A 25,420-nucleotide genomic window follows, 5' to 3' on the forward strand; every position below is an offset into this window, starting at 1 on the left:
TAGGAAAAGGGACTTATTGAATAAAATAATTAACTATGACAGTTACAAGTCATAAAGCTTTTACATTCCGGCATTTCACCAGTTTGGCGGAATTTTGCCGGCGTTGTATCAAAATGTTTTTTAAATATACGAGTAAATGTAGCTTGTGAGCTGAAGCCATATTGTAACGCAATATCAAGAATAGGTAAGTTGCCTTCACGTAATGATTTAGCGGCTTCTAACAAGCGGCGTTTACGCACATACTCGCCAAGCGTGCATCCTTTCATTTCTTTGAAAACACGCTGTAAATGCCATTTCGAATAACCACTTTTATCGGCTATTGTGTCGATTTTGATGCCTTCATTGCGTTGCAACTGGCTTTCTAGCCACTTAACAATATCATTGACTACACTTTCTGACATATTTACCTCCTACTCAAGTAGGCTATTGTTCATTAATAACTAATAATAACTCACGAAATTAGGATCTATTCTTCCTGTTTTTCCGATATATCGATAGGCTAAACGTGCGGTTTTTTAATGAGAATACCTATCACTACGATAGATGTTGATAAATTTAACATTTTAAACATACATCATTGTATGTTTAAATATATAAAAAATCAATGGGTTGTGTTTTAACTTTGATTTTTATGATAGGTTATTCTGGTGGATTTACTATATATTCAAATTAATTGTTCAAGCTGTTCGATTTTATTAACCAAGTAAATAATTGAAAAATTATCGCACTACATTTAAAGACAGTTCTATAACGATAAACAGGAAATTCCGAGTTGATTTTTTTAGAGAAAAACACTAAATGATTGGCAGTTATAGGGAGAATTATGGTGATTGGTTTTATTATCAACATAATACTCCGTTAATGAATTTTACCTCTTTTTTGCCAAAACGCTGTAGATGCTGGGTCTGTGACATAGCTTTTGGCGTATTTAACTAAACCTACTCCCACTGAGTTTTATGTTTTCATGAGGCTGTCACATCAAGGAAAATGGCGATTAGAAGCCAATGTTTCATGTTATTTACCCCTATTAAATATGGGGTAAAGCTAAAACTTGCTTACACCATTCATCTTGCTCAGGTGTGCCTTCAGTACGCTGACCATACATTTGTATAATCTGATTGCCTTGGGTATCAAAAACCTCCAAGCTTGTTACAAAGCCATCTTTAGTCGGTTTTCTTGTCACCCAACATTCAGCGATACCATTTTCAATAATGTGCAGTTTGCAATTAGGACCAATAATGTTTAACCAGTGAGTTTGGGTATTTTCTACGGTTAATGATGTTATTTCACTGATTTTACCAGTGAAAATTTGTACACAGCCACGATTACCAACGAAAAGCATAATTTCATTTTGTGCTTGGTGGGCGAGTGACAGTAAACCTGATAATGCACTGCGAGGGACTTGCCATGCTAGTTTACGGCTAACAACGCGGAAGACTTGCTGTCTGCTTAGATTATTATTTTTTAAGATGGTGAAAAATTGGTGGACATCTGTCATATTGCGCCATTCTTGTTCTAGTTTTTGTGCAAGTTCACGATCAATCGACCGTTCAGAAAACGGTTTGACTTCATGGATGGTGAGAGGGCGGTTTTCTGATGTAATATATTGTTTAATCAATGTTTGCCATGCATCGAGATTCGTCGACTTTGTGGTAAAAACTTTGTGTAAGGCATCACCATGTTTGTCAAAAAACTGAATGCTATGACGTAGGCCTTCAGTTGTTTCTTCTACTAATGAGAATGCTGAACGCCATTGAGCAAAGAACATTCTAAGGTCAAGAGCTCGAGGATTGAGAAATAAACCCGCATGTGAGCTGAGCCTTGCATTATCATATTGACCAATTTGAATATTAACGGCGTACTCATTACGGGTAACCCCTTTTGCCACCCCGATGGATGCTAAACTTTGCAAGATATCAGGCATTTTTCCAGATAACCTTTGCACGTTATCTTGACCAACGCGGCAATGAAGAAGCTGTGCTTCTGAAATATTTAGTTGTGCTGCTATTTCGCGCGCATATATACCCTTATGCTCTTTTCGTATTTTTTGGTAATCACTATAGCTATTTGAATTCAAAATAATTTCCTTAAGGTTAAGTAGAGTAAAGTGTTATCAACTAATTTCGTATAAGGACATAGTAATTTGCGCTATGAAATTAGCTGATAACATAACTTATTGGTTGTTAACTATTATTTGTTACTAAATTACCAGTTATAATTTACGTTAAAGTAAAAATTCCTACCTTCCTGTGGGACCCCCATGGAAGAGATATACTGTTTATCAAAGGCATTTTTCATAGTAAGCGTGGAACTTAGCCCTTTAATGAATTCATCAGCTTGATAATTCACATAAAAATCATGAACTCCATATCCTGCGTATTGAATGACTTCTTTATGATAGCGATCTAAGCCTTTATCAGATTTGTGATGGGGACGTTGATATTTAGCGTTGCCTTGGAACTTGGTTTTGGCTGAAAACTCACCAATCCAGCCAATTTGAATTCCTGTTGTTGCAACTGGAGCATTAATTCTGGCTGTCAACGTTTGGGGGCGAATAGATGATAAAGAATAATTTGTACCATCTTCTCTTCCCATCGTGTGATTATGGTTAACAGCGATATCAAACCAATGTGTTTTATAGTGAACAAAACTGTCAAATCCATGAATAGTTGCGGATGGAATATTTATAAAAAATATTTTCTTCGGGAAGTATTCCATTCGACCAACTTTATTACCATCTCGAGCTCTTGGATTGAAGGATAAGGGGTACTCGCCATCGACAGTTATGTAGTTTTTTGCTTTAGTGTGAAAATAAGTCGAACCAAATTGAAGGGAGTCATTTTTAAAATAAAGCTCGTCAAAACTGAGTTTCAAACCTGTCTCCCATGTTTTATTGGTTTCAGGCTGTAAATCTGGTGATGGACGGAAATCAGATTTAATAGAGGCGCCAAAAAAAAGTGGAATAGTGAAATGGTTTGAATTGTTATAAAGCTCCGACATTCTTGGAGTACGGTATGCTTCAGCGTATGATGAATGAAGATTTAACCAGCTAGTAGGGGTTGCACTTACAGCAAAGCGAGATGACCAGTTAGTATGCTTGTTTTCAGGGAAATTCTCTCTAGAAGTTTGGTACTGGGTGAAACGTGTCCCTGCGGAGAAAGTGATGGGTAAATGATGCAAAGTCATATCATTTACCAGCCAGCCAGACATGTTAGACAATTCTGATGGCGGATAGCTGATTGCATATTGATTTGATGTTTGTTTCTGTTGGTAATATTCAAAACCACTTTGAATATAGTGGTTTACCCAGTTATACATCGGTAAAGAGACGCTATTAGAAAATTTAGTCCCATAGGTGTATTGGTTGCGTTCCTCAGGGCCATATTCATCAGGCTTTTTGATAATTTTGATGGTATCAGTTTGGTCTAAATACAAGTCGGTATAATAAACGCTCCATTCAGCTTGCCAATTTAAGCTGTTTTGCGGCTTAAAATACTGATTAATTGCAATATCCCGCTGGTGGCTTTGCCTTTCATGGGGGGCGTTCGGATACTTAGTTTTTTCCGTGGGTTTTGCCGGTTGTTTTAAGCTCAGGCTATCGTTTCGATATTCTTTTAACTGTAATGTTAGGTTGTAAGATGGGTGTGGTAGCCAAGTAGTTTTGAGCATCCAGTTATGGATTTTTTCAACATTATGTGCCAGCTCAAATTCGGGAGAACCCATAATATGCTTTTTACGCTGACTGTAACTGAGCAATGTGTCAAATGACTCAGAACGACCTAATAAAGTTGCGCCTGCATAGTAACTATGGTCATTACGGTTAATGCCGCTAAACGCTCGCCCACCTAATTTTTGCCCCGGTTTTAAAATATCGGCGGCATTTAATGTTTTGAATGCGACCACCCCAGCGAGAGCACCTCCACCATGATGAACTGATGCGGAGCCTTTGTGGATATACACTTTGTTAATCAAAGTCGGGTCGATAAAAGTGGCATCATATAACCCTGAGTTAAAATCTTGAGTGATGTTATCGATTGTGACTTTTACCCCCCGAGAGTCATACCCTCGCATTTGAATGCCTTGGCCATAAGTGCTATTAGACCCAGAGACAAATACGCCGGGTTGGCCTTTTAGTAAATCCAAGGCAGAAGTTGCAGATTGTTGTTCAGGCGCTTGGGCGTCAATCACATCAACTTGCTCAGCCACGGCAATTTCTTCAAAACCGAAGGGGGAGGCTGAAACTTGGATAACATCTTGAGCTAATACGGAATGGCTCAACCCGGCTAAAGTAATAGCGATGGTGAGTGTTGAAATAGGGAATTTTTTTTCTTGGAATATAGATGCAGGCATCGGTTTAAACTGCATAGGAAGTCCTTTCCTTATATTTTAGGTTACGCTGGCTGCCTGGATAGATTATCTGGGTGGCATGCTAAAAGTATTTTATATAACGTTTTTATTTATTAGCGTTTATTATCAACCCCGCCTTTTGGTTGATAAATTTGATAGCGATATAAAACAATCCATTGTTATATTTACTATTTATTGCCAATAAGCAAAGAGCTCCATTTCAATTTAGTAAGCACCTTAGATGAATACATACCCGAATTTTTATGGGGACTTAACCTATTGTTTATCGTCTTTTATAGTCATTAATAGAAATAATGGCGTTGTTTTACAGTGAGCTAATAGATAAAACGAGCTGTAGTGAGAATTATTATCGTTAAGGTTTGGGTGGTCAAGAGTTTTTTGATTTAATCTGTGCTTTTAATTTAAATAAACAGTTATTAATATAAATAAATTATATTTAATTGAGTGTTATTGTTATTTTATATTAAAAAGCCCTTTAATTAGAATATAACTAAAGGGCGTGATGGAAATGTTTGATACTAAGCTAGGCTATTTGAAGCGAGAATCAACCGCTTGAGAAAGGATTTCAATGAGTTGTTCAGTATCTTCCCAGCCAAGGCATGGGTCAGTAATCGATTGACCATAAACTAAAGCTTGGTCAGCGATGACTTTCTGTGTGCCTTCAATTAAAAAGCTTTCAGCCATTACACCGCTTATCGCGGTAGAGCCATCCTTTATTTGCTCTGCAATATCCCGAGCGACTTCTAATTGACGGCGGTGAATTTTTTGGCAATTACCATGACTAAAGTCGACGACTAAATGCTCTGGCAGTTCAAATTTGCGAAGCTTATCGCAGGCTGCGGCTAAGTCCCCAGCAGAATAATTCGGTTGTTTCCCCCCGCGCATAATAATATGGCCATGTGGGTTACCGCTGGTTTGGTAGATGGTCATTTGACCGTTTTTATCTGGGGACAAAAACATATGTTGTGCTTTTGCGGCTCTAATTGCATCAATAGCAATATTAATATTGCCATCTGTACCATTTTTAAAACCAACAGGGCAGGAGAGCGCAGAAGCCATTTCGCGGTGAATTTGGCTTTCTGTCGTTCGCGCACCAATAGCCCCCCAACTAATAAGGTCAGCAATATATTGGCCCGTAACCATGTCGAGAAACTCAGTTGCTGTTGCTAAACCAAGCTGGTTAACTTCTATTAGTAATTTTCGCGCGAGGCGTATTCCTGTATTGACTTGGCAGGAGTTATCTAAATTTGGGTCAGAAATTAGTCCTTTCCAGCCAACAACGGTGCGCGGTTTTTCAAAATAAGTCCGCATAACAATTTCTAAGCGGTTTTGATGACGTTCCCTTAATACATTCAGCTTTGTCGCGTATTCAATTGCCGCGTCAATATCATGAATTGAGCAAGGACCGACGATAACAAGTAAACGCGGGTCTTCCCCCGATAAGATCTGTTCTATGCGCTTACGTGACGCTGTCACGTTATTGGCAACCTTTTGGGAAATAGGAAATTCATCAGCGAGAGTTTGTGGTGTAATTAAACTGTCCACTCTTGCAGTGCGTAATTCATCAGTTTTTTGCATTTTGGTTCTCAAAACTTTAATAGGCAGATGCCGTATCAGTGATAAAGATCACAATAAACGAAAATGGCTTAATTTCAACCTACAAAGTAATTTGTATCAATTATATTTTATATTTTTTATCAAAATATACGTCTCTGTAAACCCATTGTATCAATCACTTTTGCTGAAATTTCTTCCACTGAGTAGTTAGTTGTATTTAAGTAGTTGATTTTATTCTGCCTAAATAATGCTTCGACTTCAGCAATTTCAATACGGCACTGCCTTATCGATGCATAACGGCTATTTTCACGGCGTTCTTCACGGATAGCAGCTAAACGTTCAGGGCTAATCGTTAAGCCAAATAATTTGTGGGTATAAGGGCGAAGAGCCACGGGGAGCTTTAGATTGTCCATATCATCAGCAGTAAATGGATAATTGGCGGCTTGAATGCCAAATTGCATAGCTAAATATAAGCTGGTAGGGGTTTTGCCACAGCGAGAAACACCGATAAGAATGACTTGAGCTTGGTCTAAATTACGCAGAGAAATACCATCATCATGTGCGAGTGTATATTCAATGGCTGCAATACGAGCATCGTATTGGATCATATTTTGCATTGACAAGCCGTGCGTACGATTGAGCTTAGGTTCTGGTTCAAGGCCAACTTCTTTTTGGATTGGAGCAACTAAACTTTGGACAATATCTTGGCAAAAACCAGAACTTTGCGTGATGATTTGCCTAACTTCAGGGGAAATAATCGAATAGAACACTAATGGGCGAAGTTGTGTTTCTTCAAATATGGTATCAATTTTTTGTTTTATTTCTTGTGCGCGGGCCGGCGTGGTAACGAAAGGCAGGGTATAAGAAATAAAAGCTAGTGGAAATTGTGAAAGGACAGCATGCCCCAGAGTTTCAGCTGTGATAGCTGTACCATCTGAAATAAAGAAAACAGTTCTTTGTATTGGGTTGTTCATCGAATCTAATTTATTCATTGTTATTTATCTTTTATTGTATTTATCACTAGTTTTATAGAGATATTATCTTTGTTTAAAGTTTAAAAATTAGTTTATAAGGGAAAGTATAGCCATTATTTGAGCGATTTTTAGAACAAAACATTTTTCTTATTTGATGGAACGATTCACCAGTCCATCTTCTATTAATGTCTGTGCTAGTCTATTTCACGAGGCGAATTTTCGCCAATGAGATTTTTTACGATTTGTACTCTGTCACTAAATTGCTATAAAAGGATCACTTTCAATGTCCACAAATGGCCTTACTCCGTGTAATGTACTTTGGTATAACCAATTAGGGATGAATGATGTTGACCGGGTTGGCGGTAAAAATGCCTCCTTAGGTGAAATGATCACAAACTTATCTGATCTGGGTGTATCCGTACCTAACGGTTTCGCGACAACCGCACAGGCGTTTAATGATTTTCTGGAGCAGAGCGGTGTAAATCAACGCATTTATAACCTGCTAGATGAAACGGATATTGATGATGTGAACCAACTGGCTGTTGCAGGTGCTCAGATCCGTCAATGGGTGATTGATACGCCATTGACGAAGGAGTTGGAACAAGATATTCGTGACGCGTTCGCTCAACTTTCAGAAGGGGAAGCAGAAGCATCATTTGCTGTTCGCTCATCAGCAACCGCAGAGGATATGCCTGATGCTTCATTTGCGGGGCAACAGGAGACATTCCTTAATGTTCAAGGGATTGATGCTGTATTAGTGGCGATTAAACATGTTTTTGCTTCGTTGTTTAATGACCGCGCTATTTCGTATCGTGTTCACCAAGGTTACGATCACCGTGGAGTAGCTCTGTCGGCGGGTGTGCAAAGAATGGTACGTTCTGATTTAGCATCTTCGGGCGTGATGTTTACTATTGATACCGAATCTGGTTTTGATCAGGTAGTTTTCATTACCTCAGCTTATGGTCTAGGTGAAATGGTGGTACAAGGGGCGGTAAATCCGGATGAGTTTTATGTCCATAAACCAACCTTGAAAAATAACCGCCCTGCGATTGTACGCCGTACTCTAGGCTCTAAAAAACTACAAATGGTGTATGCCGATAGTAAAGAGCACGGTAAACAAGTTCAGATTGAAGATGTGCCAGAAACCCTACGCAATCGTTTCTCTCTGGCTGACCATGAAGTTGAAGAGCTCGCTCGTCAAGCTTTACAGATTGAAAAGCATTATGGTCGTCCAATGGATATTGAGTGGGCTAAAGATGGCCACAATGGGCGTTTATATATTGTCCAAGCAAGACCAGAAACAGTGCGTTCAAATCAACAAGTCATGGAACGCTATCAACTCAAAGAGCAAGGACAGGTTTTAGTTGAAGGGCGTGCTATTGGTCACCGCATTGGTTCCGGTGTAGTAAAAGTGATTCATAATTTAAGTGAGATGGATCGCATTCAGGCTGGTGATGTCTTAGTTACAGACATGACAGACCCTGACTGGGAGCCAATCATGAAAAAAGCTGCTGCGATTGTCACTAATCGTGGTGGGCGTACTTGCCATGCCGCTATCATCGCTCGTGAGCTAGGGATACCTGCTGTCGTTGGTTGTGGTGATGCAACTGACCGTTTACAAGAAGGTCAAGAAGTCACTGTTTCCTGCTCGGAAGGTGATACTGGCTTTGTTTACCAAGGCAAGTTGGAATTTGAAATTCACAGTTCTGAAGTGAGTGAAATGCCAAGCCTTGGTGTCAAAATCATGATGAATGTGGGTAATCCTGACCGTGCATTTGATTTTGCTTGTTTGCCAAATGAAGGTGTTGGTTTAGCGAGACTGGAGTTTATCATCAATCGCATGATTGGTGTTCACCCAAGAGCATTGTTAGAATTTGATGAACAGTCTCCTGAATTACAAACTGAAATCCGCGAAATGATGGCCGGTTATGACGACCCAATCGAGTTCTATGTGGGCAAATTAACCGAGGGTATTTCAACGTTAGCAGCAGCCTTCTGGCCAAAACGCGTTATTGTGCGTTTATCAGACTTCAAATCAAATGAATATGCCAATTTAGTCGGTGGGGATATTTATGAGCCTGAAGAAGAAAACCCTATGCTTGGTTTCCGTGGTGCAGGGCGTTATGTTTCTGATAGCTTCCGTGCATGTTTTGCGTTGGAATGCGAAGCCGTTAAGCGCGTGCGTAATACTATGGGGCTCACGAACGTTGAGGTAATGATCCCGTTTGTGCGTACTGTCGCACAAGCTGAGGCTGTCATTGCGGAGATGGCAAAACATGACCTTAAGCGCGGAGAGAACGGCTTAAAAGTGATTATGATGTGTGAAATACCATCGAATGCTTTGCTGGCTGACCAATTCCTTGAGCACTTTGATGGGTTCTCTATTGGTTCAAACGATATGACTCAATTAACATTAGGCCTTGATAGGGATTCTGGTGTTGTTTCTGAGCTATTCGATGAGCGAAACGACGCGGTTAAGGCAATGCTATCGATGGCAATACAAGCAGCTAAACGCCAAAATAAATATGTTGGTATTTGTGGGCAAGGTCCTTCAGATCACCAAGACTTCGCTCAGTGGTTAGTTGATGAAGGTATTGATAGTTTATCTTTAAACCCAGACACTGTCGTGCAAACTTGGTTAACGATCGCTGAAAATCAGTAATCATTACTGAGCTAATAATGAAAGTCGAGAGGTGAAAACCTTTCGGCTTTTTTTATTAATTTAAATTATCTATTATTACAATAGTTAATAGTTATTATTGAGTTATTTCATACTAAATAACTCGATTGAATGATTATGCAATTCTTTTTGCGTACATAAACATAATTATTCCAAATCAATCACGCGTATAATGAGTAATTAAATGTACTTTAATTATAAAGCTCATGAAAGTAATAATAGTGCGGGTTATGTATAACGCTAAAGGAGTATGTTTACTTATGTTTGGTACCAGAAGTTGATTCTTATCAATACTTATAAAACAGATGATTTAATTTTGATGTGAATAATTTTCATATTGAGGAACTAGATAAAAAAAAAAGCCTATCATGGGCTGACAGGCAAAGACTACACACAGCAATTTGGTTAATAAAACCGTGCTTTAAGGGGTTAGCATGGCTTTTCATGTTTGTTTGATTCAATGGCTAGATAATAAAGTATTCATATTATACAAGCATTAAGAACACTCTCAATAATAAACTTACTTGTTGTTACTTAAGAGAATTATTCCAATAGAATTATGTTAACATAAATTAGGCTAAATACTAACATTAGAATGTTAAATATTGTTTCTAAATATTAATGAGAAATGAAATCATTAATGAAGCAGACATGTATATCGACAACATGCCTGTTTCAATTAATTGCAACTATTTCTTAATCATGAACACATCTTCAAGAAATTTCTCTGTTTCAGCTAAGTTCTCATTAGGCATAGCTACCTCATTCATCCATGCTTTTAATAAACTATATGAAACAGCTAATACAACGGGACCGATAAATAGGCCTATCATCCCGAATGATAAGATACCCCCGATAACCCCAACTAAGATTAGTACCATCGGCAAATCGGCACCCATTTTAATCAACCAAGGACGAAGAACACCGTCCATTGTTGCCACAACCGCAGCCCAAATGGCGAGAATAATTCCCCAAGTGGTATCACCAGTCCAAAATAACCATATAACAGATGGCACCATAATCAACAGCGGCCCTATTTGAGCAACACAGCAGATAAACAGTAAAACAGTGAGGATTGCAGCATAACCAATGCCAGAAAGTGCAAGGCCAATCCCACCGACAATAGCTTGGATTAACGCTGTCACGACGACGCCCAATGCCACCGCTCTTATTGATTGAGCTGCTAATAAAACAGCTGCATCACCACGCATGCCTGCAAGGCGCACAGCAAAGTGACGTATGCCTAACATGACAGATTCACCTTTAAGGTAAAGTAAGCCGCTAAACAGTAACATTAAGATTAGATGAAACACAAAGCGCCCTGCGCTGATCGCTTGTGTGGCGAACCACCCCGCGGCTTGACCAAAGTAAGGTTGGATTTTTGCGAGTAGGGCGTTACCACCACTCGCTACAAGGCTATGCCATGCGTAATAAATTTTTTCGCCTACCATCGGTATGGTATTTAGCCATTCTAGCTCTGGTAATGTCAGGCTTGAAGGGGACTTGGCTAAATCAATCAATGGAGTGCTATTATCAATAATACTTCCAATCAAAACCCCTAATGGGATAACAAACAACAGTAATATAAGAAGAACCATCACTAATGCAGCTAGCCAACGCTTACGCCATAAGCGCGCTTCTAGCCGTAATAATAGTGGCCATGTTGCAATAACCATCATCCCTGCCCATACAAAGCCAAGAATAAAGGGATTAAGTACCCAAAAACAGGCGGCTATCATTAAGATGATGGACAATAGGCCGAAAATAAGTTTGGGGAGATCCAAACGTTTTTGCGATTTTTCCATTAATGATTGATCCTTAATAAATGAAAATTCTGCTTATACGGCAAATTTTTAGGTGAAAATAACGAAATTATTTTTCACGATTAAAAAAAACAATATTGTGATATGGTTCATTATGACAATGTCATCAGCGGCTGTACCGTTTTTACTAGCTGTGAAGGTAATAAGTCATAAACCTGAGACGCTATTGTGCAACTTAAAGTAAAGATAGTACATAACGAGTAATGCGAACACTAAACAACAAGAGTCATCGTTAATAATGATCCCGCGTATATCAGAAGCTCCTCATCTTAGTCAATTAGTCATTGAGTTCTTGCATGAGCTACAAGAACAAGGTTTTACTGGTGATAACGGTACCAGCTACGCTGAACGGTTATCCATGGCGACAGACAACAGTATTTATCAACTATTGCCTCAAGCGGTTGTTTTCCCGCGTTCTAGTGCAGATGTACAAATTATTACACGCGTAGCCGGGCAATCCAAATATCGTGAACTTAGCTTTACGCCAAGAGGTGGTGGTACAGGGACTAACGGGCAATCCTTAACAGAAGGGATTGTCGTGGATATGTCCCGCTATATGAATCGTATTTTAGAAATAAACCCCGAGCAAGGTTGGGTCAAAGTTGAAGCTGGCGTAATCAAAGATCAGTTAAACCAATTTTTAAAACCTTATGGTTATTTCTTCTCTCCTGAGCTATCGACCAGTAACCGTGCAACCTTGGGGGGAATGATCAACACCGATGCATCAGGGCAAGGTTCATTAGTCTACGGTAAAACATCCGACCACGTTTTAGGTGTTAAAGCCATGGTATTAGGGGGGGAGTGCATTGATACTCGTGCTATGCCTATCGAACTCGCCCAATCGATTGCGTCCGAGGATTCTATTGTCGGGCGTATTTATAAAACGGTACTAGAACGCTGCTTAGAACAGCGGCCATTAATTGAAGAAAAGTTCCCAAAGTTAAATCGTTTTCTGACAGGCTACGACTTACGTCATGTTTTTAATGATGAATTAACTGAATTTGACCTTACCCGCATTTTGACGGGTTCAGAGGGGTCTTTAGCGTTTATTACTGAAGCCACCCTTGATATCACGCCATTGCCAAAAGTACGCAGGCTGGTTAACGTAAAATATGACTCTTTTGAGTCAGCACTGCGTAATGCCCCTTTTATGGTTGATGCTAAAGCATTATCTGTTGAAACCGTCGATTCTAAAGTGCTGAATCTAGCCCGTGAAGATATCGTTTGGCACTCTGTAAAAGCATTAATTACTGATATTCCTAATAAAGAAATGTTAGGTCTTAATATCGTTGAATTTAGTGGCGATGATGAAAGTGAAATTAACCAGCTGACAGACAGTTTGTGCCAACGACTTGATGAGTTAATGGCAAATAATCAAGCGGGTGTGATTGGCTATCAAACTTGTCATGACCTTGATGATATAACTCGCATTTATAATATGCGTAAAAAGGCAGTTGGCTTGTTAGGTAATAGTAAAGGTGCGGCAAAACCAATTCCATTTGTAGAAGATACTTGTGTACCACCAGAGCATCTAGCTGATTATATTGTTGAGTTCCGAGCGCTACTCGATGGCCATAATCTGAATTATGGCATGTTTGGTCATGTCGATGCGGGGGTATTACATGTTCGGCCAGCTCTAGATATGTGTGATCCACAACAAGAAATATTGATGAAACAAATTTCTGATGAAATTGTTGCATTAACAGCTAAATATGGTGGGTTGCTGTGGGGAGAGCATGGTAAAGGTTTTCGCGCACAATATAGCCCTGAGTTTTTTGGGGACGTACTGTATAGCGAATTACGTAACATCAAAGCGGCATTTGACCCAGACAACCGTTTGAACCCTGGGAAGATTTGCCCTCCAGCAGGGCTTGATGCTCCAATGAAACAGGTCGATGATATCAAACGAGGCACTTATGATAGGCAAATCCCTGTTCAGGTTCGCGAGCAATTTCGGGGAGCCATGGAGTGTAATGGGAATGGGCTATGTTTTAATTTTGATGTTAAAAGCCCTATGTGCCCGTCGATGAAAGTGAGTGGTCAGCGCATTCATTCACCTAAAGGTCGTGCAACACTTGTTCGAGAATGGTTAAGGCTATTAGCAGATCAAGGAGTGACTCCGGACTACCTCGAAAAGGGCATTAAGCAAGACTCACCTTCCTTACGCGGTTTAATTGAGAAAACGCGTAATACTTGGCGGGCAAAGCAAGGAGATTACGATTTTTCTCACGAAGTAAAAGCATCAATGGCCGGGTGCCTTGCTTGCAAAGCCTGCTCAACACAGTGCCCAATCAAAATTGATGTACCTTCATTTAGAGCGAAATTTTTAGCCTTATATCACGGTCGCTACTTACGCCCTGTGCGTGATCATATTGTTGCTAACGTAGAGAGCAGTGCACCATTATTCTCTAAGGTACCAGGTGTATTTAATTTCTTTTTACGTCAGCCAATAGTGCAAAAGCTTAGCCAACACACGATAGGTATGGTTGATTTACCCTTATTTTCTCAGCCTACATTGAAACAAGAGCTTTTGGGGCATACTGCGGTGTCAGTAACACTCGAGCAACTAGAAGGTATGGGGGCTGCTCAGCGCGAAAAATACGTGTTGGTAGTACAAGACCCTTTCACCAGCTATTACGATGCGAAAGTGGTCGCAGATTTTGTGCGATTAATTGAAAAATTGGGCTATAAACCTGTTTTATTACCATTTTCACCGAATGGTAAGGCGCAGCATATTAAGGGTTTTTTGGCAAAATTTGCGAAAACAGCACGTAGAACCGCAGACTTTTTAAATCGCGTAGCAAAATTAAAGTTACCCATGGTTGGCGTCGACCCTGCATTAGTTTTATGTTATCGCGATGAATACCATGAAATTTTAGGAAAAGAACAGTGCCAGTTTACTGTAATGTTGGCTCATGAATGGTTAGTGAGTTTACCTGCACCACAAAATGCCAAAGTAAATGCAGCTGAGCCTTGGTACTTTTTTGGGCATTGTACGGAATCAACGGCTTTACCAAATAGTGCGAGCCAATGGGCAAGCTTATTTGCACGTTTTGGCCACAAACTGAATAATGTCAGTGTGGGTTGCTGTGGAATGGCGGGAACTTACGGTCATGAAGTGGCAAACCTTGAAAATTCCAAAGGAATTTATAACTTATCTTGGAAAGGAGCGATGGCCTCTTTACCAAAAGAGCGTTGCTTAAGCCCCGGTTATTCTTGCCGTAGCCAAGTGAAGCGTATGGAAAATACAGTTATAAAACACCCGATTCAAGCACTGTTGGAGATAGTTTAATGATTTGGAAACGTCAATTTAATTTGCAACAATTAGCTGAAATGTCAAAAACGTGCATGTTAGGGCATATTGGTATTGAGATCACAGCATTTGGTGATGATTATTTAGAGGGAACAATGCCTGTTGATGAGCGAACTAAACAACCGTTTGGTTTACTTCATGGTGGCGCTTCAGTGGTGCTTGCTGAGTCTTTAGGGTCAATAGCGGGTTATTTATGTACGGAAGGTGAGCAAAGAGTGGTTGGTCTAGAAATTAATGCAAACCATGTCCGTGCAGCGCGTTCGGGGGTTGTTAAAGGCATTTGCAAACCTATTCACTTAGGGCGTCGCCAGCAAGTTTGGAATATTGAAATATTCAATGAACAAGGAAAACTGTGTTGTACTTCCCGTCTAACGACTGCGGTATTATTTGAATAATCACAGCTATGCTTAGGTGGCTTGTAGGCTTTGAGTAGCTAAAAGCCACCAATAACCTTCCTATTAGTAGTGTTTTTATCTGCTGTTTTATCCGTAAATTCGTTTTTTATCGCATTAATAAAGTTGTATAATAAATACATCTTTATTAATTTGTGTCATTTAATTGTATTATTCAGTACAAAATCAAATAAAAAAATAGTTCTATTTTATTTTTCTTATTTCAATAAGTTAAGTGATAAGAAAGACATTATTGGTGATTCGATAAGCTCATAATGAATAAAAAAAGAACTAAAATAGCTATAACCTCTTAAAACAAATGGTTGAAGTAGAATAGCTAATCATTACCATAGGGTAGACAGAGTTAATCTCCTGATAACAGGCTGAAAAGCCATAAGAAATGTGGGGTCAATATGACTGACGGTGTAGAGACATTTTCATTTGATGAAAACAGTTGGCAGGGAGTTAGCCTGACACAAAGCGCTGCAAAACAAATCAAAAAATTGATGGTGCAAAACCCAAATACGAAAGGGCTTTCACTGGGCGTAAAACAGTCTGGCTGCGCAGGTTTCGGTTATGTATTTGAAATGATCGAAAACCCAACAGACCAACACCTGTTATTTGAACTCGATGGCGCACGTCTTTATGTGCCAAAAGAAGCAATGCCATTTATTGATGGTACAGTCGTTGATTTTGTCCAAGAAGGGCTGAATCAAATTTTCAAATTCAATAACCCGAAAGCACAACATGCCTGTGGGTGTGGTGAAAGCTTCGGCGTTTAACATGTGAAGTCAGATTATGTCACAGAGCAATGTAGAAGTTGGCGATGATGTTCAAAGCTGGCTTGATGACCAGCGTTATAAAGAAGGCTTCTTTACTGAAGTCGCAACGGATGAAATGGAAAAAGGGATCAACGAAGATGTGATCCGCGCCATTTCAGCAAAACGTAATGAACCAGAGTGGATGCTACAATTCCGCCTCGATGCTTTTAATCATTGGAAAGGCATGGAGGAGCCACATTGGCTTAAGGCGAATTATCCAAGCTTAGATTATCAAGATTATAGCTATTACTCTGCACCATCATGTGGTGCGTGTGATGATACGTGCGGTTCTCAATCAGGTGCAACTCAAGGTACTGGTGTTGCTGAAACCAATAGTTATTTAACGGCAGAAGTTGAAGAAGCGTTTAATCAACTAGGTGTTCCGGTTCGTGAAGGGAAAGCCGTCGCGGTTGATGCTATTTTTGACTCGGTTTCCGTTTCGACGACATATCGTGATGACCTTGCCAAACATGGCGTTATTTTTTGTTCGTTTAGTGAAGCGATCCAAGAATATCCAGAACTGGTACAAAAATACCTAGGTACTGTTGTATCAAGTCATGACAACTTTTTTGCGGCACTCAATGCTGCGGTTGCATCAGATGGTACGTTTGTTTATGTCCCGAAAGGGGTGCATTGTCCTATGGAGCTTTCAACCTATTTTAGGATTAATGCGGCGAAAACAGGCCAATTTGAACGTACTATTCTCATCGCTGATGAAGGGAGCTACGTGAGTTATATCGAAGGGTGTTCAGCGCCTGTCCGTGATAGCTACCAGCTCCATGCTGCTGTGGTTGAAGTGATTATTCACAAAGATGCAGAAGTGAAGTATTCAACGGTGCAAAATTGGTTTTCTGGTGGTGATAGCGAAACGGGTGGGATTTTAAACTTCGTGACTAAACGTGCATTATGCGAAGGTGAAAATTCTAAAATGTCATGGACACAGTCTGAGACCGGTTCTGCTATTACATGGAAATACCCAAGTGTTATTCTCAAAGGTGATAACTCAGTAGGTGAATTTTTCTCCGTTGCATTAACCAATGGTAATCAACAAGCTGATACTGGAACGAAAATGATCCATATTGGGAAAAATACGCGTTCTACAATTATTTCCAAGGGGATTTCAGCAGGTAAAAGTCAGAACAGTTATCGCGGATTAGTGAAAATTTTACCGAGTGCTCATAACGCGCGTAACTTTACCCAGTGTGACTCTATGTTAATAGGGACACAATGCGGAGCACATACTTTTCCCTATGTGGAAGTAAAAAATAATACGGCACAATTAGAACATGAAGCAACAACCTCACGTATAGGGGAAGACCAGCTGTTTTACTGTTTACAACGTGGCATTAGCGAAGATGATGCCATTTCAATGATTGTAAATGGTTTCTGTAAGGATGTGTTCTCGGAGCTTCCGTTGGAATTTGCCGTAGAAGCACAAAAATTGCTGGCGATCAGCTTAGAACACAGCGTTGGCTGATCCTAATATGAGTTTATTTGCGCTTAAGCGCTAAAGGCATGTGAATATGTTAAGTGTTAAAAACTTACACGTGAGTGTAGAAGGGAATGAGATTTTAAAAGGGTTATCTCTGGAAGTAAAACCAGGGGAAGTCCACGCCATCATGGGGCCGAATGGTTCTGGTAAAAGTACATTGTCAGCCACTCTCGCAGGCCGTGAAGAATATGAAGTTGACAGTGGTGAAGTGACATTTAAAGGTAAAGACCTGTTTGAGCTAGACCCTGAAGAGCGTGCAGGTGAGGGCGTCTTTTTAGCCTTTCAATATCCCGTTGAAATTCCTGGTGTAAGTAATCAGTTTTTCCTACAAACGGCGGTGAATGCGGTAAGAGAATATCGTCAGCAAGAAGCTTTAGATCGCTTTGATTTCCAAGACTTTATCGAAGATAAAATCAAACTATTGGAAATGCCCGAAGACTTACTGGCGCGTTCAGTGAATGTAGGCTTCTCTGGTGGTGAGAAAAAACGTAATGATATCTTGCAAATGGCAGCACTTGAGCCGCAACTGTGTATCTTAGATGAAACGGATTCAGGCTTGGATATCGATGCGTTGAAAATTGTGGCAAATGGGGTTAACTCTCTGCGTTCGCCTGATCGCTCATTCATAATTGTGACTCACTATCAGCGTATTTTGGATTATGTGAAGCCAGATTTTGTCCATGTGCTTTATCAAGGGAAAATCATCAAATCGGGTGATTTCAGTTTAGCGAAAAAACTTGAGGAGCAAGGTTATGGCTGGCTTATTGACCAACAGTGAGAAAGCAGAGAAACGTGCTCAAGTTGCTGCGCTCAATGAGCGCGCAATGTCACGTTTTGCGACATTATATGAACAGCGTCATGGGGCGAACTCACAACATGCTAAAACCCATTGGGAAATGGCAAAGCATGTCGGTTTACCTACATTTCGTCATGAAGACTGGCATTACACGCCATTAAATAGTGTATTAGAAACGGAGTATCGTTTTAGTGAAGCAGATGTTGCTGCAGCGGAATGCGAAGCCTTAGCTCTACACATTGATGCATACCGCATTGTGTTAGTTGATGGTCGTTATAGTTCTGCGTTAAGTTCTATCGATATGGGGCCATTCCAAGTCGCTTTACTCGATAACCAAGATTTGCTGCCATCTCCAGTTAATAGTGAAATTTTTTTACATTTAACCGAAAGTTTAGCGGTGCAACCGTTGGTAATTTCTTTATCGGCGAATAAAATTGCTGAAAAACCACTTTATTTATTGAATATCTCTAGTGGTAATCAAGGTACACAAGCAACAAATCTTAGCCAATATCGTTACCACTTAAGTTTAGAAGCCAATAGTAAAGCACAGGTAATTGAACATTTTGTAAGCTTAAATGGTCAAGCTCACATGACGGGAAGTCGTTTAACCGTTGAAGTGGGTGATAATGCTGATTTTAGCCATTTCAAATTGAATGTAGAAAATGAACAAGCCCAGCATTTTGCGCACAATGATATTATTGTTGGGCGCGATAGCAGAGTAAAAAGCAGTAGTTTTTTACTCGGTGCCTCATTAACCCGTAACCATACTAGCGCACGTCTTGATGGGGAAAATAGCGATTTCGAACTTAATAGTTTGCTATTACCGAAGGGCAGTGAAATTGCAGATACTCGAACCTATCTTGAGCATAACAAAGGCTACTGTAACAGCCAGCAGTGGCATAAAGTCATTGCTATGGACAATAGCAAGGCCGTGTTTAATGGTATGATTAAAGTTGCGCCAAATGCGTTGAAAACAGACGGTCAAATGACTAACAATACATTATTGTTAGGGGAAAAAGCAGAAATTGATACTAAGCCACAACTTGAAATTTATGCTGATGATGTAAAATGCGGTCACGGTGCAACAGTTGGTCGAATCGATGATGAGCAATTATTTTATCTGCGTTCAAGGGGAATCGATGGCAAAGCAGCAAAACATATGATTATTATCGCATTTGCTGCTGAATTAACAGAATCTATTGAATCGGAAGAATTAAAACACGCTGTGATGGCAAACATCCGCCAGCGCTTAGCGGAGGTTTAATACCTATGCTGTTCAATGTAGCTTCAGTAAGGCAGGACTTTCCTGCCTTATCTCAACTAATCAATAATCATCCTTTGGTGTATTTAGATACTGCCGCTAGTGCACAGAAACCGCTGCAAGTTATTGAGAAAGAAAGTGAGTTCACGTTGCATCACTATGCTGCGGTACACCGTGGAATTCATACTCTCAGTGCTAATGCAACCACGATGATGGAAGAAGTGCGCCAAAAAGCGGCTAATTTTATCCATGCTGCATCAAATGAAGAAATTGTCTTTGTAAAAGGCACCACGGAAGGCATTAATCTTGTTGCAAATAGCTTTGGCCGCAAGTATTTCCATGAAGGGGATAATATAGTTATCACGGAAATGGAACATCATGCGAATATTGTTCCTTGGTATATGTTGGCTGAAGAAATCGGTTTCGAGATCCGTGTTATTCCGATTTCTGATGATGGAAGGTTGCAGCTAGATTCACTCAATGAATTTATTGATGCTCGCACTCGTTTATTGAGTTTTGCGCATATTTCCAATGTATTAGGAACGGTTAACCCTGTACAAGATATCATCAAACAAGCAAGGGCTATTGCGGCTTCGAAAGGGAGTGAGATTGCCATTCTTGTTGATGGTGCGCAGGGTGCTATGCATCAGCAAGTTGATGTACAAGCCTTAGACTGTGATTTTTACGTTTTTTCCGGCCATAAATTATATGGGCCGACAGGGATTGGGGTACTTTACGGTAAAAAAGCGGTCCTTGATAATATGCCACCATGGGAAGGCGGTGGGGCGATGATCCGCCAAGTCAGCTTGACCAAAGGTATCACATTTGCTGATGCCCCATGGCGTTTTGAAGCAGGTACCCCGAATGTTAGTGCCATTATAGGTTTAGGGGCGGCATTTGATTATTTGAATGCACTAAATTTGGCGGATGTATTTGCTCATGAAGCTCAAGTGATGGCATACGCATCGGAAAAACTGCAAGAAATACCGTCAGTCACATTATATGGTAATGATAAACGGGAAGGGGTACTGGCATTTAATTTAGGGCAACACCATGCTTATGATGTCGGGTCTTTTCTTGATAGATATGGAATAGCGATACGTACAGGGCACCATTGTGCTTTACCATTAATGGAACACTATCATGTTCCTGCTATGTGCCGAGCTTCTGTGGGGATTTACACGACCAAAGAAGAAATCGATTCTTTATTCAGTGCGTTACAGCGAATTAAAAAATTGTTAGGCTAGCACATAAAACAGATTGTTTTGGTAAAGGAAATCAGTATGCCCGCATTACCCGATGAACATAAGTTATTACGTAACTTTTCCCGTTGTCAGGATTGGGAAGAACGCTATTTATATATGATTGAACTTGGTGGACGTTTACCTGACTTAACTGAAGCACAAAGAAGTGATAATAATTTGATTGCAGGTTGCCAAAGTCAGGTTTGGATTGACATGCAAAAGCAATCGGACGGGGCTATTATGTTTGCTGGTGACAGCGATGCAGCAATAGTTAAAGGGCTAGTGGCAATTGTCATTATTCTTTTTCAAGGCAAAACCGCGCAACAAATATTAGGGCTCGATGTTAAGTCTTTTTTTGAGCAATTAGCATTGGAGCAGCATTTAACCCCTTCACGTACACAAGGCTTAAATGCCATGATCCGCTCAATTTTAGCTCGTGCAGGTCAATTAGCATAATAATATCAGGGGAGTACAGTTTGCTCCCTTTCTCCTCGCCAATCTTTTTTCTTTTCTATGCTACTCTAAACTCATGTATTTAATTAAGTTATTATTATTAGACTAATTATTATGGATTAGCTCAGTGCTAATTATTAACTAAAATATTTATTTAGTATTAAAGATATGCAAGATAGTTGCTATTATGAGCAATAATCATTGCATTATTGTAAGAACACCATTTTCCTTGGAGTAGGTATGAAAAGAGTTTTGACGGCGGCAAGTTTGTTTGTCATGAGTGCCTTGTTGGCTCCGGCTCAGGCAAAAGAGTATCCATTACCTGACAGTAATACACGCCTAATCGGGGAAAACCTGACGTATGTTGTACCAAATGATGGGCGCCCGTTAGAAGCTATCGCCAGTGATTACCAAATAGGCTTATTGGGTATGTTAGAAGCAAACCCTGGGACAGACCCTTACCTTCCTGAAGCGGGCAAGGAACTGATCATCCCCGCACAAATGCTATTACCCGCTACACCAAGAACGGGGATTGTCATTAACCTCGCTGAGCTTCGTTTATATTATTACCCTGCGAATAGTGAAAATGTTATTGTTTACCCAATAGGTATTGGTCAATTGGGGCGTGACACGCCTGAAATGGTGACATCTGTCAGCCAATCAATTAAAGACCCTACATGGACACCAACAGCAAACATTCGTAAAAATTATGCCAAAGAGGGGATAACTTTGCCTGCGGTAGTTCCTGCGGGACCAGAAAATCCGATGGGGCTATATGCGTTACGGTTATCTTATGGTCGAGGTGAATATTTAATTCATGGTACTAATGCAGATTTTGGTATTGGCATGAGAGTTAGTTCGGGATGCATTCGCTTACGGCCTGATGATATTGAAGCATTATTCAAAACGGTACCAAAAGGAACACGGGTCCAAGTTATTGACCAACCGGTGAAATATTCTAAAGAAGCGGATGGAAGCTATTATATTGAAGTACATCAACCGTTATCTCGGACAAGCAGTGATGACCCACAAACGATGCCAATCAAATTGTCTGACGATTTCAAGCGTTTTTTAGAAAATGAAGGGGTTGACAAGGGCTTAGTAGAAAAAGAACTGGCAAGGCGTTCTGGTATGCCTGTGAGGGTCAATAATGATCAAGGCAATAGTATTCCTGATACTGAAAGCCAAACACAGCAAGGTTTAGTTCCTATTGAACCCTTTAGTATCTCACAACCTGAACCTATCTATGATGGTAAAGTTGGTGCATTGCTACCGGCTAAGTACCGCTCTTCTGCAATAACGCAATAATTTCAATAAAATAAGGGCCTATTTTCATAGGCCCTCATAAATGCTACTAGCTTCAAAGAAGCGTCTTTTCGACTAAATAACGACCAAATCGAACTTATTTTTTGTAAGTGCGAACTTGGTTGTCCAAGCGCTGGTTAGCGCGAGCTGCTTCTTCTTGAGCTGTCTGTACGTCAGAACGCAGAGACTGAACGTCGTTGCTCAGTTGATCAACTTTACCATTCAGAGTTTGTACGTCTGAAGAGAGTTTTTGCACTTCAGTGCTGTTAGAACAACCCGCTAGTAATGCTGAAGCTAATACGATAGAGCCCAGTACAATTTTAGTACGAATCATTATTTTACCCTCTAGATTGATTTATCTTGAAAATATAAAAAAGCAAGTCACCAAACAATAGAGCCAAGACTGTTATCTTAAAGCTTGCTATATCCCTTTAAAACAACCTAATGAAAATTAGGGTATGGCACTTACTTAGTCTTATGCTAGTACTAAATATAAAGTTTTGCTAGAAATACTTTAATATTAGTACTAGGAAAAAGAAGAAAAATTTAAATCAAGAACAATGATGGCGGTTATTTGACCAATTTAAGGGCTTTTTTTGATTTTACACTAATAATGATAAGAGAATATTTACTTGGGGGTACAAAATAAGTAAATAGTTACTTCAGGACAGCACAAAATGTTAACTTTAAATAAGAAGGCCGATGGTTAAATTAATTACCATCGGCCTTTTTGCATACAACTTATGAGAGTTTATTTAGAGCACATGAACAGATGAAGTATTGGTCGTACCGCTTTGTACTAATGCGCCGGATACCATAACAACAGCATCACCTGAAACCGCTAAACCACTTTCTAACGCTGCACGTTTACCTTCACGATAGAAGTCGTCAGTAGAAGTAAACCCACCAACAATCATCGGGATCACGCCTTTGACTAATAATAACTGACGAGCAGTTTCTTCGTTAGTTGTTAATGCAAGAATAGGTGCGGTTGGGAAATATTTACGAACCGATTTTGCTGATTTACCGCCGTATGTTGCAACAACAATCAGAGGAACATCTAATTTTTCAGACATTTCTACTGCGCCACGGCATACCGCTTCAGTAACACGTAAACGCTGGCTTGGTTTTTGGTTATCGATGCGAGTTTGCATCACACTATCAGTGCGCTCACAAATCGTTGCCATAATAGTGACAGCTTCTACAGGATATTTACCTTTTGCACTTTCACCTGATAGCATCACTGCATCGGTACCATCTAAAATCGCGTTTGCAACATCCCCTGCTTCTGCACGAGTCGGGCGCGGGTTTTTGATCATTGAGTCTAACATTTGGGTCGCAGTAATAACCACTTTACGTGCTGCAACACATTTCTCAATCATCATTTTTTGCGCGAAAATAACTTCTTCAACAGGGATCTCTACCCCTAAATCACCACGTGCAACCATGATGCCATCAGATGCTTCTAAAATTTCATCAAAATTATTTAGACCTTCTTGATTTTCAATTTTAGAGATAATTTGAATGTTTTCGCCGCCGTGTTTTTTCAGGTGAGCACGAATTTCTTCTACATCAGAACGTTTACGGATAAAAGAGGCAGCTACAAAATCCACACCTTGTTGGCAACCAAAAACTAAGTCTTCTTTATCTTTTTCGGCTAATGCGGGTAAGCCAATTGAAACGCCGGGTAGATTAACCCCTTTTTTCTCACCGAGGTCACCGTTATTTAAGACTTCGCAAATAACTTCAGTAGCAGTGATGCTAGTGACTTTCATGCCAATTAAGCCATCATCGACTAATACAGTATTGCCTACTTCTAAATCAGAAGTTAACCCTGCATAAGTGACAGCAACTTTATCTTTATTGCCGATAACGGAAGTATCTGTCGTAAAAGTAAAGGTTTGACCGGCAACAAGAGAGACGTCGTTACCACCTTCTAATTTCATGGTACGAATTTCAGGACCTTTTGTGTCCAGCAGGATAGCTGCTTGTTTACCAGTTTTTGCGCACACAGAGCGAAGATTGTTGATACGTTGACCATGTTCTTCATAGTCACCGTGAGAGAAGTTGAGGCGCATAACGTTCATGCCAGCATCAAGGAGTTGGGTCAGTTTTTCTTCTGATTCGGTTTTTGGACCGATAGTACAAACAATTTTGGTTTTTTTCATGGCAGTCTATCTAAGGTTATAAAGGAAATCGGTATTGTCGCCGATGCTTAGTGCGCATGATAAAATGTGTTGCGCAACTCATTTATAAGAATAGGCGACAGTCTGGTGGTTAATTCATTTTACGCTAAAATTTATCTCATTTTGATTCTTATTATAGTGTAGATGACAAATTCAATTAAAGCTAACACACTGATTTATTGCTGTTGAAACCTTTCAGCCAGCATGAGTATTATAGACAACAAAAAACTGTGAGACAAATCAAATTTTCTTAAATTGAAAGAAGTCGTCACTCAGATCAAATACTCAGTAAATAGTTTGCGATTTATTTTGTTGCGCAACAAAGTAAGGGAAGATCGACAGACAATCAAGGAAAATATTAGAATCAATAGGAGGAGGTTAGCAAAATGGTGCGTCCGAGTAGACTCGAACTACCGACCCCCACCATGTCAAGGTGGTGCTCTAACCAACTGAGCTACGGACGCACTGAAAGAGTATGCTTTGAGTTAACTTGAAATGGTGCGTCCGAGTAGACTCGAACTACCGACCCCCACCATGTCAAGGTGGTGCTCTAACCAACTGAGCTACGGACGCATTGAAAATTAACAAGCGTTGTTCACTAGAAATGGTGCGTCCGAGTAGACTCGAACTACCGACCCCCACCATGTCAAGGTGGTGCTCTAACCAACTGAGCTACGGACGCATTGAAAAATTATCTAGCTGACAACGGGAACGAATATTAACGTTATGATGCGCATCTGGCAAGGGGAAAATGT

Annotated in this window: 18 protein-coding genes and 3 tRNA genes; 10 read left to right on the forward strand and 11 right to left on the reverse strand. The window is 40.1% G+C overall.

Features of this window, described 5'->3' with window-relative positions:
• Window positions 1-29 precede the first annotated feature (29 nt).
• The 5 genes from ACHB7C_RS01885 to ACHB7C_RS01905 form a co-directional block, all read right to left on the reverse strand.
• On the reverse strand, window positions 30-401 hold the full coding sequence (locus ACHB7C_RS01885; RefSeq protein ID WP_042844051.1) for a helix-turn-helix domain-containing protein: 372 nt from the start codon (window positions 399-401) through the stop codon (window positions 30-32).
• Between the two features lie 626 nt (window positions 402-1,027).
• Window positions 1,028-2,077, reverse strand: a complete 1,050-nt coding sequence (locus tag ACHB7C_RS01890; RefSeq protein WP_272677894.1) for a hemin-degrading factor — start codon at window positions 2,075-2,077, stop codon at window positions 1,028-1,030.
• 128 nt (window positions 2,078-2,205) lie between these two features.
• Window positions 2,206-4,365, reverse strand: coding sequence for a TonB-dependent hemoglobin/transferrin/lactoferrin family receptor (locus ACHB7C_RS01895; RefSeq protein WP_395346246.1), 2,160 nt, complete (start codon window positions 4,363-4,365; stop codon window positions 2,206-2,208).
• Window positions 4,366-4,896: 531 nt separating this feature from the next.
• Window positions 4,897-5,946, reverse strand: coding sequence for a 3-deoxy-7-phosphoheptulonate synthase (locus tag ACHB7C_RS01900; protein ID WP_042844048.1), 1,050 nt, complete (start codon window positions 5,944-5,946; stop codon window positions 4,897-4,899).
• 119 nt (window positions 5,947-6,065) lie between these two features.
• Window positions 6,066-6,887: a pyruvate, water dikinase regulatory protein gene (locus ACHB7C_RS01905; protein ID WP_269466240.1), complete on the reverse strand. Its 822-nt coding sequence runs from the start codon at window positions 6,885-6,887 to the stop codon at window positions 6,066-6,068.
• A 295-nt stretch (window positions 6,888-7,182) separates the two neighbouring features.
• Here ACHB7C_RS01905 and ppsA point away from each other — a divergent pair, with 295 nt between their 5' ends.
• A complete protein-coding gene (ppsA, locus tag ACHB7C_RS01910; protein ID WP_042844046.1) occupies window positions 7,183-9,561 on the forward strand; it encodes a phosphoenolpyruvate synthase in 2,379 nt (792 codons plus the stop codon).
• Window positions 9,562-10,268: 707 nt separating this feature from the next.
• On the opposite strand, the gene ydiK is transcribed toward ppsA, so the two are convergent.
• Window positions 10,269-11,384, reverse strand: a complete 1,116-nt coding sequence (gene ydiK, locus ACHB7C_RS01915) for an AI-2E family transporter YdiK (protein WP_042844045.1) — start codon at window positions 11,382-11,384, stop codon at window positions 10,269-10,271.
• A gap of 256 nt (window positions 11,385-11,640) precedes the next feature.
• Here ydiK and ACHB7C_RS01920 point away from each other — a divergent pair, with 256 nt between their 5' ends.
• The 9 genes from ACHB7C_RS01920 (at window position 11,641) to ACHB7C_RS01960 (ending at window position 22,482) form a co-directional block, all read left to right on the forward strand.
• Complete coding sequence (locus ACHB7C_RS01920; protein ID WP_042844044.1) at window positions 11,641-14,694, forward strand: FAD-binding and (Fe-S)-binding domain-containing protein; 3,054 nt, start codon at window positions 11,641-11,643, stop codon at window positions 14,692-14,694.
• Window positions 14,694-15,110, forward strand: coding sequence for a 1,4-dihydroxy-2-naphthoyl-CoA hydrolase (gene menI, locus ACHB7C_RS01925; protein WP_042844043.1), 417 nt, complete (start codon window positions 14,694-14,696; stop codon window positions 15,108-15,110). Before ACHB7C_RS01920 ends, menI begins: the two co-directional genes overlap by 1 nt.
• Window positions 15,111-15,520: 410 nt before the next feature.
• Window positions 15,521-15,889 carry a Fe-S cluster assembly scaffold SufA gene (gene sufA, locus ACHB7C_RS01930; protein ID WP_042844042.1) on the forward strand — a complete coding sequence of 123 codons (369 nt, stop codon included), beginning with the start codon at window positions 15,521-15,523 and terminating at the stop codon, window positions 15,887-15,889.
• A gap of 16 nt (window positions 15,890-15,905) precedes the next feature.
• Window positions 15,906-17,405: a Fe-S cluster assembly protein SufB gene (gene sufB / locus ACHB7C_RS01935; RefSeq protein ID WP_042844041.1), complete on the forward strand. Its 1,500-nt coding sequence runs from the start codon at window positions 15,906-15,908 to the stop codon at window positions 17,403-17,405.
• Between the two features lie 46 nt (window positions 17,406-17,451).
• Window positions 17,452-18,198: a Fe-S cluster assembly ATPase SufC gene (sufC, locus tag ACHB7C_RS01940; protein ID WP_042844040.1), complete on the forward strand. Its 747-nt coding sequence runs from the start codon at window positions 17,452-17,454 to the stop codon at window positions 18,196-18,198.
• The gene (sufD, locus tag ACHB7C_RS01945) at window positions 18,173-19,480 is read left to right on the forward strand and encodes a Fe-S cluster assembly protein SufD (RefSeq protein WP_042844039.1); all 1,308 of its coding nucleotides are present in this window, start codon (window positions 18,173-18,175) and stop codon (window positions 19,478-19,480) included. The genes sufC and sufD overlap by 26 nt, the downstream gene beginning before the upstream one ends.
• A 5-nt stretch (window positions 19,481-19,485) precedes the next feature.
• Window positions 19,486-20,724, forward strand: a complete 1,239-nt coding sequence (sufS, locus tag ACHB7C_RS01950) for a cysteine desulfurase SufS (protein WP_042844038.1) — start codon at window positions 19,486-19,488, stop codon at window positions 20,722-20,724.
• Between the two features lie 36 nt (window positions 20,725-20,760).
• Window positions 20,761-21,177 (forward strand): cysteine desulfuration protein SufE, encoded by a 417-nt coding sequence (sufE, locus tag ACHB7C_RS01955; protein WP_042844037.1) that lies wholly within the window; start codon window positions 20,761-20,763, stop codon window positions 21,175-21,177.
• Window positions 21,178-21,414: 237 nt separating this feature from the next.
• On the forward strand, window positions 21,415-22,482 hold the full coding sequence (locus ACHB7C_RS01960) for a L,D-transpeptidase family protein (protein WP_048607013.1): 1,068 nt from the start codon (window positions 21,415-21,417) through the stop codon (window positions 22,480-22,482).
• 94 nt (window positions 22,483-22,576) lie between these two features.
• Here the strand turns inward: ACHB7C_RS01960 and ACHB7C_RS01965 are convergent, their stop codons facing one another.
• From ACHB7C_RS01965 to ACHB7C_RS01985, 5 genes are all read right to left on the reverse strand, one after another.
• The gene (locus ACHB7C_RS01965) at window positions 22,577-22,813 is read right to left on the reverse strand and encodes a major outer membrane lipoprotein (RefSeq protein WP_004263789.1); all 237 of its coding nucleotides are present in this window, start codon (window positions 22,811-22,813) and stop codon (window positions 22,577-22,579) included.
• Window positions 22,814-23,234: 421 nt separating this feature from the next.
• Window positions 23,235-24,647, reverse strand: coding sequence for a pyruvate kinase PykF (gene pykF / locus ACHB7C_RS01970; RefSeq protein WP_042844034.1), 1,413 nt, complete (start codon window positions 24,645-24,647; stop codon window positions 23,235-23,237).
• Window positions 24,648-25,052: 405 nt separating this feature from the next.
• Window positions 25,053-25,129 (reverse strand) — tRNA-Val (locus ACHB7C_RS01975).
• A 32-nt stretch (window positions 25,130-25,161) separates the two neighbouring features.
• A tRNA-Val gene (locus ACHB7C_RS01980) sits at window positions 25,162-25,238 on the reverse strand.
• A gap of 32 nt (window positions 25,239-25,270) precedes the next feature.
• Window positions 25,271-25,347: transfer RNA gene (locus ACHB7C_RS01985), tRNA-Val, on the reverse strand.
• Between the last annotated feature and the right edge of the window lie 73 nt (window positions 25,348-25,420).

The sequence above is a fragment of the Providencia sp. 2024EL-00732 genome (assembly GCF_044006275.1).
GTDB lineage: Bacteria > Pseudomonadota > Gammaproteobacteria > Enterobacterales > Enterobacteriaceae > Providencia > Providencia huashanensis.

What these genes read in the sequence shown, in the direction of transcription:
- ACHB7C_RS01965 (WP_004263789.1), bottom strand. Translation starts at nt 22,813, where the DNA reads ATGATTCGTACTAAAATTGTACTGGGCTCTATCGTATTAGCTTCAGCA.
- sufS (WP_042844038.1), top strand. Translation starts at nt 19,486, where the DNA reads ATGCTGTTCAATGTAGCTTCAGTAAGGCAGGACTTTCCTGCCTTATCT.
- ydiK (WP_042844045.1), bottom strand. Translation starts at nt 11,384, where the DNA reads ATGGAAAAATCGCAAAAACGTTTGGATCTCCCCAAACTTATTTTCGGC.
- ACHB7C_RS01895 (WP_395346246.1), bottom strand. Translation starts at nt 4,365, where the DNA reads ATGCAGTTTAAACCGATGCCTGCATCTATATTCCAAGAAAAAAAATTC.
- sufA (WP_042844042.1), top strand. Translation starts at nt 15,521, where the DNA reads ATGACTGACGGTGTAGAGACATTTTCATTTGATGAAAACAGTTGGCAG.
- sufD (WP_042844039.1), top strand. Translation starts at nt 18,173, where the DNA reads ATGGCTGGCTTATTGACCAACAGTGAGAAAGCAGAGAAACGTGCTCAA.
- ACHB7C_RS01900 (WP_042844048.1), bottom strand. Translation starts at nt 5,946, where the DNA reads ATGCAAAAAACTGATGAATTACGCACTGCAAGAGTGGACAGTTTAATT.
- ACHB7C_RS01920 (WP_042844044.1), top strand. Translation starts at nt 11,641, where the DNA reads ATGATCCCGCGTATATCAGAAGCTCCTCATCTTAGTCAATTAGTCATT.
- sufB (WP_042844041.1), top strand. Translation starts at nt 15,906, where the DNA reads ATGTCACAGAGCAATGTAGAAGTTGGCGATGATGTTCAAAGCTGGCTT.
- ACHB7C_RS01885 (WP_042844051.1), bottom strand. Translation starts at nt 401, where the DNA reads ATGTCAGAAAGTGTAGTCAATGATATTGTTAAGTGGCTAGAAAGCCAG.
- sufE (WP_042844037.1), top strand. Translation starts at nt 20,761, where the DNA reads ATGCCCGCATTACCCGATGAACATAAGTTATTACGTAACTTTTCCCGT.
- sufC (WP_042844040.1), top strand. Translation starts at nt 17,452, where the DNA reads ATGTTAAGTGTTAAAAACTTACACGTGAGTGTAGAAGGGAATGAGATT.
- ACHB7C_RS01960 (WP_048607013.1), top strand. Translation starts at nt 21,415, where the DNA reads ATGAAAAGAGTTTTGACGGCGGCAAGTTTGTTTGTCATGAGTGCCTTG.
- menI (WP_042844043.1), top strand. Translation starts at nt 14,694, where the DNA reads ATGATTTGGAAACGTCAATTTAATTTGCAACAATTAGCTGAAATGTCA.
- ppsA (WP_042844046.1), top strand. Translation starts at nt 7,183, where the DNA reads ATGTCCACAAATGGCCTTACTCCGTGTAATGTACTTTGGTATAACCAA.
- pykF (WP_042844034.1), bottom strand. Translation starts at nt 24,647, where the DNA reads ATGAAAAAAACCAAAATTGTTTGTACTATCGGTCCAAAAACCGAATCA.